Source organism: Pedobacter frigiditerrae (assembly GCF_032678705.1).
In the GTDB taxonomy this organism is placed as follows: Bacteria; Bacteroidota; Bacteroidia; order Sphingobacteriales; family Sphingobacteriaceae; genus Pedobacter; species Pedobacter frigiditerrae_A.
The window spans coordinates 1,264,428-1,281,786 of the sequence record NZ_JAVTSS010000001.1; the positions used below are offsets into that span (position 1 = coordinate 1,264,428).

15 protein-coding genes are annotated in these 17,359 nt (G+C 35.7%); all 15 read left to right on the forward strand.

Translation table 11 applies throughout. The annotated features are described in order from the left end of the window. Positions 1–264: 264 nt before the first annotated feature. A complete protein-coding gene (locus R2Q59_RS04970; RefSeq protein WP_316784111.1) occupies positions 265–2,040 on the forward strand; it encodes a hypothetical protein in 1,776 nt (591 codons plus the stop codon). Positions 2,041–2,077: 37 nt separating this feature from the next. After that, positions 2,078–3,265, forward strand: a complete 1,188-nt coding sequence (locus R2Q59_RS04975; protein ID WP_316784113.1) for a PAS domain-containing sensor histidine kinase — start codon at positions 2,078–2,080, stop codon at positions 3,263–3,265. Next, a complete protein-coding gene (locus R2Q59_RS04980; RefSeq protein ID WP_316784115.1) occupies positions 3,265–4,296 on the forward strand; it encodes a response regulator in 1,032 nt (343 codons plus the stop codon). The genes R2Q59_RS04975 and R2Q59_RS04980 overlap by 1 nt, the downstream gene beginning before the upstream one ends. A 137-nt stretch (positions 4,297–4,433) precedes the next feature. Further along, entirely contained in the window at positions 4,434–4,871 is a 438-nt protein-coding gene (locus R2Q59_RS04985; protein WP_316766398.1) for a lactate dehydrogenase, read from the forward strand. Then, on the forward strand, positions 4,807–6,198 hold the full coding sequence (gene hemN / locus R2Q59_RS04990) for an oxygen-independent coproporphyrinogen III oxidase (protein WP_316784117.1): 1,392 nt from the start codon (positions 4,807–4,809) through the stop codon (positions 6,196–6,198). Before R2Q59_RS04985 ends, hemN begins: the two co-directional genes overlap by 65 nt. 8 nt (positions 6,199–6,206) lie before the next feature. Further along, a complete protein-coding gene (locus R2Q59_RS04995) occupies positions 6,207–8,588 on the forward strand; it encodes a heavy metal translocating P-type ATPase (protein ID WP_316784119.1) in 2,382 nt (793 codons plus the stop codon). Then, positions 8,585–8,734 carry a cbb3-type cytochrome oxidase assembly protein CcoS gene (ccoS, locus tag R2Q59_RS05000; protein ID WP_316766404.1) on the forward strand — a complete coding sequence of 50 codons (150 nt, stop codon included), beginning with the start codon at positions 8,585–8,587 and terminating at the stop codon, positions 8,732–8,734. The genes R2Q59_RS04995 and ccoS overlap by 4 nt, the downstream gene beginning before the upstream one ends. Before the next feature lie 180 nt (positions 8,735–8,914). Then, a complete protein-coding gene (gene ccoN / locus R2Q59_RS05005) occupies positions 8,915–11,053 on the forward strand; it encodes a cytochrome-c oxidase, cbb3-type subunit I (protein WP_316784122.1) in 2,139 nt (712 codons plus the stop codon). Between the two features lie 2 nt (positions 11,054–11,055). Next, the gene (locus R2Q59_RS05010; RefSeq protein ID WP_316766409.1) at positions 11,056–11,238 is read left to right on the forward strand and encodes a hypothetical protein; all 183 of its coding nucleotides are present in this window, start codon (positions 11,056–11,058) and stop codon (positions 11,236–11,238) included. Next, on the forward strand, positions 11,225–12,157 hold the full coding sequence (locus R2Q59_RS05015; protein WP_316766411.1) for a cbb3-type cytochrome c oxidase N-terminal domain-containing protein: 933 nt from the start codon (positions 11,225–11,227) through the stop codon (positions 12,155–12,157). Before R2Q59_RS05010 ends, R2Q59_RS05015 begins: the two co-directional genes overlap by 14 nt. Continuing rightward, positions 12,135–13,505, forward strand: coding sequence for a cytochrome c oxidase accessory protein CcoG (gene ccoG / locus R2Q59_RS05020; RefSeq protein WP_316784124.1), 1,371 nt, complete (start codon positions 12,135–12,137; stop codon positions 13,503–13,505). Before R2Q59_RS05015 ends, ccoG begins: the two co-directional genes overlap by 23 nt. A gap of 254 nt (positions 13,506–13,759) precedes the next feature. Beyond that, positions 13,760–14,188 (forward strand): FixH family protein, encoded by a 429-nt coding sequence (locus R2Q59_RS05025; protein ID WP_316766415.1) that lies wholly within the window; start codon positions 13,760–13,762, stop codon positions 14,186–14,188. Continuing rightward, on the forward strand, positions 14,185–14,886 hold the full coding sequence (locus R2Q59_RS05030; protein ID WP_316766418.1) for a sulfite exporter TauE/SafE family protein: 702 nt from the start codon (positions 14,185–14,187) through the stop codon (positions 14,884–14,886). The genes R2Q59_RS05025 and R2Q59_RS05030 overlap by 4 nt, the downstream gene beginning before the upstream one ends. 117 nt (positions 14,887–15,003) lie before the next feature. Continuing rightward, positions 15,004–16,281, forward strand: a complete 1,278-nt coding sequence (locus R2Q59_RS05035) for an acetyl-CoA hydrolase/transferase family protein (protein ID WP_316766421.1) — start codon at positions 15,004–15,006, stop codon at positions 16,279–16,281. A gap of 29 nt (positions 16,282–16,310) precedes the next feature. After that, positions 16,311–17,345 carry an alcohol dehydrogenase AdhP gene (gene adhP, locus R2Q59_RS05040; RefSeq protein ID WP_316784127.1) on the forward strand — a complete coding sequence of 345 codons (1,035 nt, stop codon included), beginning with the start codon at positions 16,311–16,313 and terminating at the stop codon, positions 17,343–17,345. Positions 17,346–17,359: the final 14 nt, after the last annotated feature.

A 17,359-nucleotide genomic window follows, 5' to 3' on the forward strand; every position in this document is an offset into this window, starting at 1 on the left:
ATTTTAAGTGCTCTGTTTTGATTTTTCATTCTATTTAATTTGATGTTATAAATTTCTAAGAATCATTTTGTATGAAGATTGATGCTTATCACTTTATAAATTGATTATCAGCATCAATTAATGTTTGTATCACAGTGCTAATTCTAATGTATTTTATATGATAACATCTTAAAAAGTGATCAAAATCATTTTTTTAGGTGATATGTCCAAGCTTCTGCAATTCGTAGCCACGATACATTTGAACATTAAAAAACATAAACTATTATGATACATAAATTTCACATTCCAGTTTTAGGTTTAGGATTTTCAATTGATACGCCGTTAAAAGTTGCTAAATATGGTATATCATCTGTGGTGTCTGTTGTTGATGATGAATTGATTGAACGGATGCGTGAATATCATTGCCAAGAAATTGAATATATTCCTATACCAAAAAAAGCAGAAGATAGTAGGGCAAGAAGAATTTCTTGCTACTTAAATATGTTAGATAAAATGGTAGATTATGATTTTGAAAACCTAAAAAAATTACCATTTGAAGAAGATAATGAGCTTTGTAAGTATTTTGAAATGCTACCTGATGATTCTCAATTGAAACAGGGTTACGAACTGATGTTAGAATACCCAGAAGGAGAACGTAAAACTATCTTTCAGAATATTTTACGTAAACGGATGGAAAAAGGTTCAATTGATGTAAATATCATGTCGAAGGTAGACCGTGTTAACCATGAAAGCGGAATGGGCTTTACTGGAGATGAGAGCAGTGATGCAATGGCTGCGCTTCGCGGTTTTGCAAAAAGTAGATTGAGTTCTTCACTGGTACTTTCAGCAGGGATGAATCCACGTTTATACAGTTACTTGGAAGAATTTGATGACTTTTATCCCAATGAAAATAATGAGCTTAAAAAGAAGATTATTTTAAAGGTAAGTGATTTCAGATCTGCATTTATACAGGCAAAATTTTTAGCGAAAAAAGGAATTTGGGTATCTGAATTTAGGGTAGAGAGCGGTTTAAATTGTGGAGGTCATGCTTTTGCCACTGCTGGATATTTACTTGGACCTATTTTGGAAGAGTTTAAGCAAATGAAAATGCAAATGAATGAGGAACTTTTTGAATTGTATGTTGCTGCTTTGCATTCAAAAGGAATAACAAGTGCGCAAATGCAACCTCAAAAATTGAGTGTACAAGGAGGTATTGGAACCGCTCAAGAAAATGAGTTTTTGCTTAAGCATTATAAGTTAGATTCAACTGGTTGGGGTAGTCCGTTTTTATTGGTGCCAGAAGTAACAAATGTTGATAATACTACATTAAATCAGTTAACAGCTGCAAACGAAGATTCATTCTATTTAAGTAATTCATCCCCATTGGGTGTTTTATTTAATAACTTTAAGGGAAGTGGAATAGAAAAGGAGAGGTTAGAGAGAATTAAAAAAGGCAGACCAGGAAGTCCTTGTACCAAAAAGTACCTATGCACTAACACAGAATTTACTACAGAACCAATTTGTACAGCTTCAAGAGAATATCAACACCTTAAGATTAATGAACTAAAAAGTAAGGAATTGTCTATAAACGAATTTGAAAGACAGTTGGAAAATGTAATTGAAAAGGTATGCCTTTGCGAAGGATTATGTAGCTCAACCTATCAGAAAATCGGTATTTTGAAACCAAAGGAAAGTAAGGCAGTAGCTATTTGCCCTGGACCTAATTTAGCTTATTTTTCAAGGAAATATTCTTTGGATGAAATGGTAGGCCATATTTATGGGAAATTGGATTTGTTGGAAAAAGTAAAAAGGCCAAACTTTTTTATAAAAGAACTGGACTTATACATCAATTATTTAAGCACCGAAATAAAAATTTTGTTAAAAGATGTGAATGTTAAAAAACATGCGCAATTGGTAAACTTTAAGGCACAGCTTTTAAGAGGCATCGATTATTATAAATACCTTTATGTACAATTTTCTGGAGAGAATATACTTTTTAAAACGAAGTTCTTTAATCCATTAATGTTAGCTGAATCTAGATTAAATGACATCAGTATTTAACAGGAATTAGCGCTATATTTGGATGGAAACTTTAGGTATGGAAAGAGAAAAGTTATTAATAGCAATAATAGAAAACGCAATTGACGGAATTATAACTATTGATGATAGAGGGCTAATTGAAAATATAAATCCTGCAGCTTTAGAACTTTTTGGTTTTGAAAGTAGAGATGAATTGCTGGGTAAAAATGTTTCTGTATTAATGCCAGAGCCTGATAGGCATAAACACGATAGTTACCTTTCTAACTATGAACATACAGGTAAAAAAAAGATTATAGGCATTGGTAGGGAAGTAACAGGGCAGCGCAAAGATGGCTCAACTTTTCCTTTTAGGCTTGGTGTAAGCGAAATTAAATTTACAGATAGAAGAATTTACACTGGCTTTATTCATGACCTAAGCAGACAGAAAGAAGACGAGATTAAAATTAAAAGCTATACTGAAGAGTTAGAGATAAAAATTAAGGAGCGTACCAAAGAATTAATTAAATCCATAAATGAGCTAGAAACAGCTAAGGAGCATGTAAGTACACTTTTCGAGAAAGAAAAAGAACTTAACCAACTTAAAACAAGATTCGTTTCTATGGCTTCTCATGAGTTTAGAACTCCTTTAAGTTCTATACAATTATCAGCTTCTCTAATCAATAAATACGTAGAGAAACAGGATGTAGAAAGTGTAGAAAAACATACTGGTAAAATCAAAAATGCAATCAACAACCTTACTACGATATTAAATGATTTCCTCTCTTTAGAAAAGCTAGAAGCTGGAAAAGTTGAAGTAAAATCTCAATGGTTTGATATTTTTACTTATGCCGAAGAAATTGCCGAAGAAATGCAATTAATGACCAAGCAGAAGCAACTAATTGTTTACGAACATAAAGGCACTACAAGTCAGGTTTTTCTAGATCAAAACTTATTAAAGAACTGTATCATCAACTTAATTTCAAATGCCATTAAATATTCTGGAGAGGATACAATGATTCAGTTTAATAGTACTGTAAATGAGCATGAACTGATTATTGATGTTAAAGATAATGGAATAGGAATTCCGGCTTCTGAAATGAACAATTTATTTGAACCATTTTTTAGGGCGCATAATACTGGTGATATTCCTGGTACTGGTTTAGGGCTAAACATTGTGAAACGCTATGTTGGTTTAATGAACGGGACTTGTACTTGTGAAAGTGAACAAAACAGTGGCACTACATTTAAACTCCATTTTAAATTTTAATGATGAAGAAAGCATTAGTAATTGAAGATAGCGATGATATAAGGGAAGGGACAGTTGAAATACTAGATTTGGCTGGATACGAAACTTTTAGTGCTAAAAATGGAAGGATTGGAGTTGATTTAGCCATTAAACATTTGCCTGATATTATCCTTTGTGATATCATGATGCCAGAATTAGATGGTTATGGCGTATTGTATCTTTTGCAAAAGAACCCTCAAACTGCAAATATCCCATTTATATTTATGACAGCAAAGGCAGAGCGTGCCGATATGCGTAAAGGAATGGAAATGGGAGCAGATGATTACCTCACCAAACCTTTTGATGATTTAGAACTGTTTAATGCTATAGAAAGCAGGCTCAAGAAAAGAGCTAAACCAGCTGGCTTTAAATCAGCTGGCGGGGATAAAGAAACCTTATTTGAAGCGTTAAAAGCCAAGGGAAAAACTAGGTCTTTTGCCAATAAACAAATTATCTACATTGAGAATGACGATCCTTCTTATTTATACTTCATCAAAAAAGGGCAGGTTAAAAGTTATAAAATAGCGAAGGATGGGAGAGAACTTTCCTCAACGCTGTACCATGATGGTGATTTTTTTGGTTATGAAAGTTTATGCAAAGCATCTAATTATACCGATAACGCAGCGACTTTAAGTGATTGTGAAATTACCTTAATTGCAAAGGCAGATTTCATGGACTATCTATTAAATCATCAAGAAATTGCAAGTGTTTTTATTGGTTTGCTTTCTGGAAGTGTGCAAGAAAAGGAAGAGCAAATGTTAAGGTTGGCTTATTTCTCAGTCCGTAAGCGTGTTGCTGATGCTTTGGTTCAAGTAGCAGGTAAATTTGGCGATTCCAATAGTGATAGTTGCATACTAAAAATTTCAAGAGATGATTTAGCTGCTTTGGTTGGCACAGCAAGTGAAACAGTAAGTAGAATGCTGGCAGATTTTAAAGATGAAAAACTCATCGAAAAAAACGGAAATGCCATTCATGTTCTTTCTATTGAAAAATTGAGAAACGTTAAGCAGTAGATTCGTTTGTAGTCTATTGGTCTATGGTCCATAGACTATAGACCATAGTTTTCTGACGAATATCATTTTTTCTTCTAATCCATCTCATCAGTTCTAGGGTATTTCTAAGCTAGTTTTGTATATATAAAATATGCAGAATGAAAGCAATTGCCTATAATATCAATCCTAAAGAAAAAGAATGGCTCATTTTGGCCAACTATAAAAAACATGACATTACTATAATAGCAAATAGTTTAACACTTGATACGTTAAACTTTGCTGCTGGTAAAGAGGCACTGATAGTTTTTAATGAGGATCCCATAAACGCTGATATCATTAATGGTTTAAAAGCTTTGGGCATTAAATATATAGCCACATCTTCTTATGAATATTACCATATTGATTTGCCTGCAGCTAAAGCCGCAGGAATAAAAATTGCAAACATTCCGTTTAAGAACGGTGGTACTTTAGAAAACATGCATCAAGTTATTACCAATTTGGATAATTGGGCAGCAGGTAAATGTGTTGGCGATGCTTGTTGTTGCCAAAGTAATTGCTTCATTAACCTTGTTCACAAAGAAAATGGACACCACTAAGTTGCTCAAAAAGTATAATGTTGCTGCTCCTCGTTATACCAGTTATCCTACGGTTCCATATTGGAATACGGATAAATTTACCACAGGCCAATGGTTAAATTCTTTAATTAAAAGTTACGCTACTCATAAAGAAGATGGAATAAGTATTTATATCCATTTGCCATTTTGTGAAAGCCTATGTACGTATTGTGGCTGCAATACCCGAATTACCAAAAACCATTGTGTAGAAATTCCTTACATCACTGCTTTAATTAAAGAATGGGAAATGTATTGTAAAGTATTAGGTGAAAAACCTAAAATTAAAGAACTGCATTTAGGAGGCGGAACGCCAACGTTTTTCAGTCCACAAAATTTAAAGTATTTAATTACCTCAATAATTGGGCAAGATAATGAGGGAATTGCTTGTTCCTTTGAAGGTCACCCAGACAATACAACTACAACTCATCTACAGGTTTTACATCAATTGGGTTTTAAACGTTTAAGCTTAGGTATTCAGGATTTTGATTCGAAAGTACAACTAATGATTAATCGTTTCCAAACGCCTGAGCAAGTTGCCCATATCACCAAAGAAGCAAGAGCGCTGGGCTATGATTCCATCAATTTCGATTTAATTTATGGTTTACCAGGACAAACTTTAAAAGGATTAAAACAGACCATAATAGAGGTTATTAATATGTGGCCAGAGCGAATTGCTTTTTATAGTTATGCCCATGTGCCGTGGTTAAAACCTGGACAAAGACATTATTCAGAAAAGGACATTCCACAGGGTAACGAAAAGTTTGCATTGTATCAGATTGGCAGAGATTTATTGCTTAGTGCTGGTTATCAAGAAATAGGGATGGACCATTTTGCACTAAAAAAAGACAGCTTATTTAAAGCCAGCGAAAGCCATCAATTGCACAGAAACTTTATGGGTTATACCGACCAACATACCAAAATATTAATTGGTTTGGGCGTTTCTTCCATCAGCGATTGCGAAACAGCATTTGCACAAAATAGCAAAACATTGGAAGGCTACGTAGCTCAAATTAACAATGATTGTTTTGCTGTAGAAAAAGGTCACCTTTTAACTGATAAAGATTTGTATATCAGACAACATATATCAAATTTAATGTGCAAAGGTTTCACCTATTTCCATACAGAAATTCCAACCGTAATCATCGAAAGATTGAAGCCTCTAATAGCTGATAATTTGGTTCAGATTACAGGAAGAGAAGTAAGCATTACTGAGACAGGAAAATCCTTTCTGAGGAATGTATGTATGGCATTTGATGAACACTTATGGGATCGCCAACCGCAAACCAATCTATTTAGTAACGCAGTTTAATTAGGTGTATGGAACAGCAAAAAATATTGAGTGCTAACTTATGTTACCATTGTGGTGAGGATATTTCTGGCGTTGATTTGGTTATAGCCGATAAACATTTTTGTTGCGCAGGTTGCAAGGGGGTTTATCAAATACTGTCTGCTAATAACATGTGTGCTTATTATGCTTATAATGATAGCCCTGGAAAGAGGTTAGAAACAAATGCCCACTTTGAATATTTAGATGAACCAAGTATTGTTAAACAACTGGTCAATTATCAGGATAAGGAAAATTGCATTGTCACCTTTTATATTCCTGCCATTCATTGTAGTTCATGCATTTGGCTTTTAGAACATTTGTATAAAATTAATCCAGCTATTTACAGTTCTAGAATAGATTTTTTGAAAAGAGAGGTTAACTTGAGCTTTAAACATAATGAAATTGCTTTAAGAAAAGTTGTAGAAATTCTAGTGCAAATTGGTTATGAGCCAGCTATTAATTTACAAGATGTGGTAAAGGAAAATAGCAACAGAGTTGATAAAGCACTTATCCTAAAAATTGGCGTTGCTGGTTTTTGCATGGGGAATGTGATGTTGTTTAGTTTTCCAGAATATTTTGGCATATCAAATCTAGAACCTCAATTTAAGGCTTTATTTGGCTGGTTAAATTTAGCTTTTTCTATTCCAGTTGTATTGTTTAGCGGTAAAGATTATTTCTTATCGGCCCTTGCCAGTTTAAAACACAAACACATTAATTTAGATACGCCATTAGCTTTAATTATCGCGGTGTTGTTTTTAAGAACCGCATTTGCTGTCGTCTTTAACAACGGAGTAGGTTTTGCCGATACCTTAACTGGACTGGTCTTTCTGCTGTTGATGGGAAAGTGGGTTAAACAGCGCACTTATCATCATATTTCTTTTGATAGAGATTATCGCTCTTATTTCCCAATAGCCATTACCACTTTGCAAAATGGAATGGAGAAGCCAAAGGCGATAAATGAATTGGCAATTGGCGATCGCTTATGGATTAGGAATGGAGAGCTAGTACCTGCAGATTCTATTTTGATGCGAGGCGATGCGTGGTTAGACATGAGTTTTGTTACTGGCGAAACAGAACCTCAACAAAAGGTTTTGGGTGAAGTTATTTATGCAGGTGGCAAACAAATGGGAGAGGGCATTGAAATAGAAGTTTTAAAAAACGCTTCGCAAAGTTATCTTACAAGCCTATGGAATAAGGAAAACTACAGCCATAATTTTAAACAGAACTTTAATGATAGTGTAGCTAAATATTTCAGTATCGCTGTGTTTATCATCGCCTTTATCGCCATGGCTTATTGGTTTTACCATAACAATGGTACAAAAGCTTGGGCGGCATTTACAGCAGTTATCATCGTTGCTTGTCCTTGTGTGTTGGCGTTAAGCACTCCTTTTACGCTTTCTGCTATTTTATCAGTATTCGATAAAAAGGGCTTTTATGTAAAAAATACTGATGCTGTTGAAGAATTGGCCCATTGCAATTCTATTGTTTTTGATAAAACTGGAACATTGACCACCATAGAAGATGCAAAAATCAGTTTTACTGGAACACTTACTGATAATGATAAGAAGTTGCTGGTTTCATTACTCAATCATTCCTCACATCCTTTAAGTAGGCAAATTTTAAACAGTTTTTCTTACGGTAAATTTTATCCAATTTCAAAATTTAAAGAAACACCAGGGAAGGGAATTAGGGGATTGGTGAATAATCAGATGGTTTATGCAGGTAATCAGTCTGTTTTACCTTTTGATATTAAGCCAGACCAACATAATGGTGTTCATGTTGTAATTGATAGTGCTTACAAAGGTTCTTTTATAGTTACTCAACAATGGCGTTCGAATTTGGCTGAGCTGATGACCAAGTTGACAAAGCAGTTTAGCTTAAAAGTGCTTTCTGGAGATACTAATAAGGACGAAAAAGCACTTCAGTCATTTTTCTCTTTATCAACAACCATAAAGTTTGAGCAAAGTCCGCAACAAAAGTTGGCGGCGATTATACAACAACAAGAAAGCGGGGAAAAGGTAATGATGCTTGGTGATGGTCTTAACGATGCCGGAGCTTTAAAACAGAGTGATTTTGGAATTGCCATTACCGATAACATTAACAATTTTACGCCAGGTTGCGATGCCATTTTAAAAGGGAGTTCTTTGGAGTTTCTTCCCAGTTTTTATCAATTAAGTAAAGACGGATTGAAAATCATTAAAATCAGCTTTGCTATTGCCATTGCTTACAATTGTGTTGGTTTGTATTATGCAGTACAAGGTACACTTTATCCATTAGTTGCAGCAGTGCTGATGCCTTTAAGCACCATTACCATTATCAGTTTTACTACCATTGCCACCAGATTTTTCGCTCGTAAAAACAACTTGATATGAACATACTTTATTTTCTTGTGGGCTGCAGCGTTTTAATGGCATTGGTATTTTTAGCGGCATTTATTTGGTCGCTCAAAAGTGGTCAACACGATGATGTGGTTACACCAGCCATGAGAATGCTGTTTGATGAGGAAGAGGAAAGTTAGTCAATAGTCAATAGTCAATAGTCGATAGTCAATAGTCTATGGTCCATCAACCATCAACCTTTATCAAACGCCTAACCATTTTCTGACGAATATCACTTTTTCAACTAAGCCTTATCATCATGCAACCTTGGCTCAGTAAATACTTTTGTTGTATCACAAAACAATAAATCTCTATTTTTTATGCAGTTAGAAAAATTTACTTACGATAACAAGATTGTACGAAATTTTGGTCTTGCCACCATTATTTGGGGTATTATCGGAATGACGGTTGGTTTGCTTGTGGCCATGCAGTTGTTTAAACCTTCAATGAATTTGGGCAACCAATACACCACTTTCGGCAGAATTAGACCTTTGCATACCAATGCGGTAATTTTCGCCTTTGTAGGCAATGCCATTTTTATGGGTGTGTATTATTCTTTACAACGCCTTTTAAAAGCAAGAATGTTTAGCGATGTATTAAGCAAAATCCATTTTTGGGGTTGGCAATTAATCATCGTTTCTGCAGTAATAACCTTGCCTTTAGGTCTTACAACATCGCATGAATATGCCGAATTAGAATGGCCGATAGATATTGCCATTACACTAATTTGGGTGGTTTTTGGTATCAACATGTTTGGTACCATTATTAAACGTAGAGAAAGGCATTTGTATGTGGCTATTTGGTTTTACATTGCCACGTTTGTAACTATTGCAGTTTTGCACATCGTTAACTCTTTTGAATTACCAATCTCAGCTTTTAAAAGTTATTATGTGTATGCAGGCGTTCAAGATGCCTTGGTACAGTGGTGGTATGGACATAATGCGGTTGCGTTTTTCTTAACTACGCCGTACTTGGGAATGATGTACTACTTTTTGCCGAAAATGGCGAACAGGCCTGTATATTCTTATAAGTTAAGTATTCTGCACTTTTGGTCATTAATCTTTATTTATATCTGGGCTGGCCCGCACCATTTATTATATACTTCCTTACCAGGATGGGCACAATCTTTAGGGGTTGCATTTTCAATTATGCTTATTGCGCCAAGTTGGGGTGGCATGATCAATGGTTTGTTAACCTTGCGTGGTGCCTGGGATAAAGTTCGTGAAGATGTAACCTTAAAGTTCATGGTTGTTGCCTTAACTGCTTATGGCATGGCAACTTTCGAAGGTCCATTACTTTCGTTAAAACAAATTAATGGGGTTGCCCACTTTACCGATTGGATTGTTGCCCACGTTCATGTTGGCGCATTAGGATGGAATGGTTTCTTAACCTTTGGTGTGTTGTATTGGTTAATTCCACGCATCTATAAAACTGAACTTTACTCTAAAAAAATGGCTTCATTCCATTTCTGGATTGGCACCTTAGGTATTCTGTTTTATGCAGTGCCGATGTATTGGGCTGGTTTTACACAAGGTTTAATGTGGAAAGAGTTCACTCCAGAGGGATTATTAAAATATCCCAATTTTCTGACTACAACCTTGCAAATTATTCCAATGCATGTGTTAAGAAGCATTGGCGGAGGGCTTTATTTAATCGGAGTTATTGTAATGACGGTTAACCTCGCTAAAACCATGTTAAGGGGAAAATTAGTAGCTAATGAAGCTGCAGAAGCAATGCCTTTAGAAAAGGTAATGGTTGAAGATGCATCAGACAAAAAATGGCATAGAAGATTAGAACGCAAACCAATAAAATTAATGGTTTTAGCGCTAATTGTAATCTTAATTGGTGGTATGGTAGAGATGATGCCAACTTTTACCATTCAATCTAATATACCAACCATAGCTAGTGTAAAACCTTATTCGGCACTTGAACTACAAGGTAGAGATGTTTATATCCGTGAGGGTTGTGTAAACTGTCACTCTCAAACGGTTCGCCCTTTCCGCTCAGAAACAGAACGTTATGGAGAATACAGCAAGGCTGGAGAATTTGTGTACGACCATCCGTTTTTATGGGGTAGCAAACGTACTGGGCCAGATTTACACAGGATTGGTGGTAAATACAGTAATACTTGGCACTTTAATCATTTATTGGACCCAACCTCTATGTCGCCAGGCAGTATCATGCCATCTTATCAATGGTTAATTAGTCAGAAGTTAGACACCACAACTACGGCCAGTAAAATTAGGGCTATGCAAACGCTTGGTGTTCCTTATGATGAAGACTTTGATAAAATAGCAAATGTATCGTTAAAAAAACAGGCAGATACTATTGCTAAAGACTTAAGGCAAAATAATATCAAGGTAACTAGCGATAAAGAAATTATAGCTGTAATTGCCTATTTACAAAGATTAGGTACTGATATCAAAGCAAATAAATCAACTATCCCATCAAACCAATAATCATGTTTAAACAAATTAAAGACCTAGCTGGAGGTGAAATGTACTTGATAACCTCATTACTCATATTTATGGTGTTTTTTGTCCTAGTGGGCGTGTATCTACTTAAGCTAAATAAAAACCACATCAGTTTAATGAGCAATTTACCAATTGAAGACAACCAAATACAAGGAGATGAGAAAGCTTAAACTAACGTTCGGAATTTTAATGATCAGCTTGCAGGTGTTTGCAAGTGCAGCTGAAAAAATGGCTGCTGTAATTCCTAGTCCCTCAATTGGATTAAGTACAACGGAGGTACTAATTGTAGCCTTATTGATATTCGCTGCTGTTTTGCTTTTGGTTACTGTTATACTCTTTAATGCTTTTAAAGTTATGCTTAAAGTGCAGGCTGACCCATCCTTATTTAAAAAATATGAGCCTCCTGTGGCTTTACCTTATGAAGAATGGTTGAGGCAGAAAAAATCAAAACCAAACATCTGGACAAAATTACTTAGCCTAAAACCGCTCGAACAAGAAGCAGATATGACAATTCCGCATGCTTACGATGGCATTCATGAATTGGATAATCCAGTGCCAAGATGGTTTAACGTGCTTTTTTATGGCACAATGATTTTTGCGGTAGGCTATATCTATTATTATCATTTTGCAGATGGACCAAGACAGGATCAGGAATATGAAACCGAAATGGCTAAAGCAACGGAAGATAAAAGAATGTTTTTGGCAAAAGCAGGAGAGAAATTTGATGAAAACTCTGTGAAAGTCGACCCATCATTAGTTGCAAATGGTAAAGCTGTGTTTTTAGCAAACTGTGTGGCTTGTCATGGCGAAAAGGGGCAGGGCATTGTTGGGCCAAATTTAGCAGATGAATATTGGTTGCATGGCGGAAGCATTAGTGATGTTTTTAAAACCGTTAAATATGGTGTTCCGGCAAAAGGAATGGCAAGTTGGGAGAAAAACCTAAGTGCTAAAAATATTGCTGAAGTTGTAAACTTTATAGAATCCTTAAAAGGAACCAAACCTGCTAATGCCAAAGCGCCTCAAGGAGAAAAATACGAAGCAAAATTAACTACGGATACCGTAAAAAATGAAACCAATCCAAAAGGTTAAACAAGTTAAAAAATGGGGTAGGGAATTTCTCTACCCTAAAAAACCTTCGGGCAAATTATATACCTACCGAAAATGGGTAAGTTATGTTTTGCTTGCTTGTCTTTTTTCTTTTCCTTTTGTTAAATATAACGATGAGCAACTCGTTTTATTAAATTTTATTGAACGCAAATTTGTCTTCTTCGGTTTAATTTTTACGCCGCAAGATTTTTATCTTTTTGCATTGGCGATGTTAATCATGCTTATTTTCATCGTTTGTTTTACCGTGGTTTTAGGGAGGCTGTGGTGTGGTTGGGTTTGTCCGCAAACTATTTTCATGGAGATGGTTTTTAGACGAATTGAATATTGGATTGAAGGTGATGCCAACCAGCAAAAAAAACTTGATGCGCAAAATTGGACAAGAGAAAAAATCCTTAAAAAAGGGTTTAAACATTTTCTATTCTTATGTATCTCATTTACAATTGCTAATACCTTTTTAGCTTATTTAATTGGTTCTGATATACTTTATAAAATAATCACAGAACCAGTTAGTTTACATATTTCTGGATTTTTATCTATCTGGTTATTTACTTTCATTTTTTATGGTGTTTTTGCTTATGTACGTGAGGTAGTTTGCACTGTAATTTGCCCTTATGGTCGTTTACAAGGTGTGTTGTTAGATAATCAAAGTTTAATCGTAGTATATAATGAAAAAAGAGGCGAGCCAAGAGCATATCTCCAAAAAAACAATATCGACTTAACCAAAGGTGATTGTATAGATTGTGGTTTATGTGTACAGGTTTGTCCAACGGGAATAGATATTCGCCAAGGCACACAATTAGAATGTGTAAACTGTACTGCTTGTATAGATAGTTGCAATGAAGTAATGCTCAAAATTAACAAACCTGCAAACCTTATTGGTTTTTATACACAAGATTTTATCCAAAAACAAAAGCCTTATAAATTGGGGATAAAGGCGTATGGTTATGCAGCGGTTTTATTTGTGGTCATGCTGGTGTTTTTTAGCTTAATTTATAAGCGACAAGATGTGCAAACAACAGTACTTAGAGCAAGTGGAATTTTATATCAAACCCACGAGGATGGCACTGTAAGCAACTTATACAATGCAGAGCTCATTAATAAAACCAATAAAGCAATCAAATTTAAATTTAGGTCGGCAAATTCTAAAGATGAGATTAAGTTTATACAAGCACCAGAAACTTTAGCAAAAGAAGGCACTACTCATCTTACATTTTTTCTCACTAAAAAACCAGAAAATATAGATGCTTATAAATCTGATGTTGAATTTGAAATAGTAGCTGATGGAAAGGTGATTAGTACGGCAAAAACATCTTTTTTTTCGCAACCCTAGTCAGTTTGCAGTTGGCAGTTTTCAGTTTGCAATAAGCAATGCAATAATCCAAAACTTATAATACATATCACATTAAATATAAATAGAATTGAAAACACCACCCCGCCTTTCAGGCACCCCTCCAGAGGAGGGGAATTGCCTAAAACATTCCCTCGACAAGTCGGAGGGCAGTTGCAACGGGGGCGTTTCAAATTCAACAATATCACAATTTATCAATACAACAATTTAACAATCCTTATTAAACTACTAAAAATATGAATTGGGGAACAAAAATAATCTTAGGCATGATAGCCTTTATGCTTTTCATTGTGGCAATGGTAGTTTATATGTTTAGTGTACATGGTAATGACGCCTTAGTTGATGAGGATTATTATGAAAAAGGCATCAACTACAACAAAGAATACAATGCCACTCAGAATACTATAAATGGTCACCAAGAACCGAAATTAAGTTTGAGTGATAGTCAGTTGATTATTCAATTAAAAGACAGTGCCTGTTATGAACTTAAATTGATGAGGCCATCAACTGTTAAAAACGATATCAAAACAAAGGGTTTAACCGTAGGTGATGCTCATTTGATTCTTATCGACAAAAAAGGCTTGCCAGCTGGTCTTTGGTTTCTAGAACTGAAATGGGAAAGTAACGGCAAGGAATATCAATTTAAGAAAAGCATCACCCTGTGAACGGATTACCTTTAGCATTTTTACTTGGATTATTAGGAAGTTTGCACTGCGCCGTCATGTGTGGACCGTTAATGTTGAGTCTGCCATTAGGTAAGCAAAACTACTATAAATCTGCCCTGCAGCTATTGCTTTATCAATTTGGGCGGATTTTAGTTTACACTGTACTTGGTATGTTAGCTGGATTTATTGGGAACAGCATTAGTCTCATTGTCAGCCAACATACCCTGAGCTTAATTGTTGGCGTGTTGATGGTAGTTTTTACGGCATTATATTTCAGTAAAAGATATCTCAAGGTTTTTAGCAACTTTCAATCTAAACTAATTGCGCCAATAAGTAATTTAATGGGCAAAATATATGGCTTACCACTTTGGGGATTTGTTGCTGGAATGCTAAACGGATTAATTCCCTGCGGAATGGTATACCTTGCTTTGGCAACTGCTTTAAATACGGCAACCATAAAAGACGCCGCCAGTTTTATGTTTTTATTTGGCTTGGGAACCACCCCTTTAATGTTGTTGATATCCTTAGGTGGAATTTACCTGAAGAAATACATTCGTTTTAACCCAAACAAGCTCATTCCTTGGTTCATGTTGTTTTTAGGGGTTTTGTTTATCATGCGAAGTGCCGAATTAGGTATTCCGTTTTTATCACCTAACAATCATTTACAACATAGCGGGCATGTTGTAGAATGTTTATAATGAGCACTTTCTTATTTCGTCTATAAGAAGAATCTGATTACTATCAGTTTTCTAGCTATTGTTTGTCATTAATTTAACACTGAGTGCGAGGTATTTTTGAGTATCAATAAGCATTTAATGGAAAACCACAATTATATTAATGAAGACCAAGCCTTAGCCATTGTAAAATCTGGAGATAGGGTATTTATCCACGGAGGAGCGGCAACTCCTATTTGTTTGGTTAATGCTTTACAAAAAAGACATCATCAGCTTAGAGATGTTGAATTAGTGAGTATTACAACATTAGGTAATGTTAACTTTGATGCCCCTGAACTTAAAAGAGCATTCTATTTCAATTCACTTTTCGTTTCATTAACTACAAGAAATATAGTTAACAGTGAGAATGGTGATTATGTGCCTATCTTTTTAAGTCAAATTCCTCAGTTATTTCGTAAAAGCATATTACCGATAGACGTGGCCTTAATACAGGTTTCGCCGCCAGATGCACATGGTTATTGCTCATTGGGAACTTCGGTTGATATTGCTAAATCTGCCATAGAAGTTGCTAGACACGTAATTGCACAGGTAAATCCCTTAATGCCCAGAACACATGGTGATGGTTTTGTTCATGTAAAACAAATCGATTCGATGGTTTGGTACAATACAGATTTGCCAGAGGTAAACTACGCAGGTCAGGTAAATGATGTTGTGGAGAGAATCGGTTATAATGTTGCTTCCTTAATAAGTGATGGTGCTACTTTACAGATGGGGATTGGAAGTATCCCAGACCAAGTGCTTAAAAACCTTACTACACATCAAAATTTAGGCATTCATACAGAAATGTTTTCTGATGGCATTATACCATTGCTAGAAAGCGGTGTGATCAACAATAGCAAAAAGAAATTGAATGTGGGCAGGTCGGTTACTTCATTTATTACAGGCACACGTAAGCTTTACGACTTTGTAAACGATAATCCTGCAATTAGGGTAATGGATATTGCCTATGTAAACGATACGAGCATCATTAGGCAAAACCCAAAAGTTACGGCTATTAATAGTGCCATAGAAATAGATATTACAGGACAAGTATGCTCAGATTCTATTGGTACACTTCAATATTCTGGCATAGGCGGTCAAATGGATTTTATTCATGGCGCTTCACTTTCTGAAGGTGGTAAACCCATCATCGCCATTCCATCGCAAACCAATAAAGGCATCAGTAGGATTGTACCATTTTTAAAAGAAGGGGCGGGTGTAGTAACTACCAGAGGTCATGTGCATTGGATTGTGACCGAATATGGAAAAGTAAATTTATTCGGTCTGAGCTTAAAACAAAGAGCGAAAGCACTTATTAGCATTGCTCATCCTAACCATAGAGAAAACCTAGAAATCGCCTATAAAAAGAGATTCAGTTAATCAAATTTTCACCTGCTAATAATCATATCATGATACCAAAAACAATGAAAGCCGCAGTGTTGCGTGAATTCGGCAAGCCGCTTACCATAGAACAAGTTGAAGTTAAAATGCCTGGCGAAAATCAGGTGTTAATCAAGGTAGTTACCAGTGGCGTTTGCCATACAGATTTGCATGCTTGCATGGGCGATTGGCCCGTTAAGCCAAAATTGCCACTAATTCCTGGTCACGAGGCAGTAGGTTATGTTGTGGCATTGGGTAGAGGAGTAGAAAATGTAAAAGAAGGCGATGTAGTTGGTGCGCCTTGGTTATTTAGTGCTTGTGGGCACTGCGAATTTTGCATCACCGGATGGGAGACTTTATGTGAAAGCCAAAAGAATGGAGGGTACAGTGTTGATGGTGGTTATGCAGAATATGTTGTTGCCGATGCAAGATATGTAGCTCATTTTCCAAAAGGAATAAATTTTTTAGAAATGGCGCCAATTACTTGTGCAGGTGTAACTGTTTATAAAGGTTTAAAAGAAACTGAAGCTAAACCAGGTGAGTGGGTAGCTATTTCGGGCATAGGTGGATTAGGGCATTTAGCCGTTCAATACGCAAAAGCGATGGGTTTACATGTGGCAGCAATTGATGTTTCGGATGATAAATTGGCACTTGCCAAAAGATTAGGAGCCGATTTAACGGTGAATGCATTAAATGACGACCCAGGTGTTTTTCTAAAAAAGCAAACAGGTGGAATGCATGGCGTTCTGGTTACTGCAGTTTCTCCAATTGCTTTTAAACAGGCATTAACAGCATTGAGGAGAAAAGGATCAATTTCGCTTAACGGGTTGCCTCCAGGTAGCTTCGACTTGCCAATTTTTGATACCGTATTAAATCGTTATACAGTTAGGGGTTCTATAGTGGGCACGAGGAAAGACATGCAAGAAGCAATTGGCTTTGCAGTAGAAGGAAAAGTAAAAGCAACTGTACACGCGGCGAAACTAGAAGACATTAACGAAATTTTAGAACAAATGAAAAAGGGAGAGATTGAAGGTCGTATTGTACTTCAAATTTCTAATCCTTAAATAATCACTTAAAA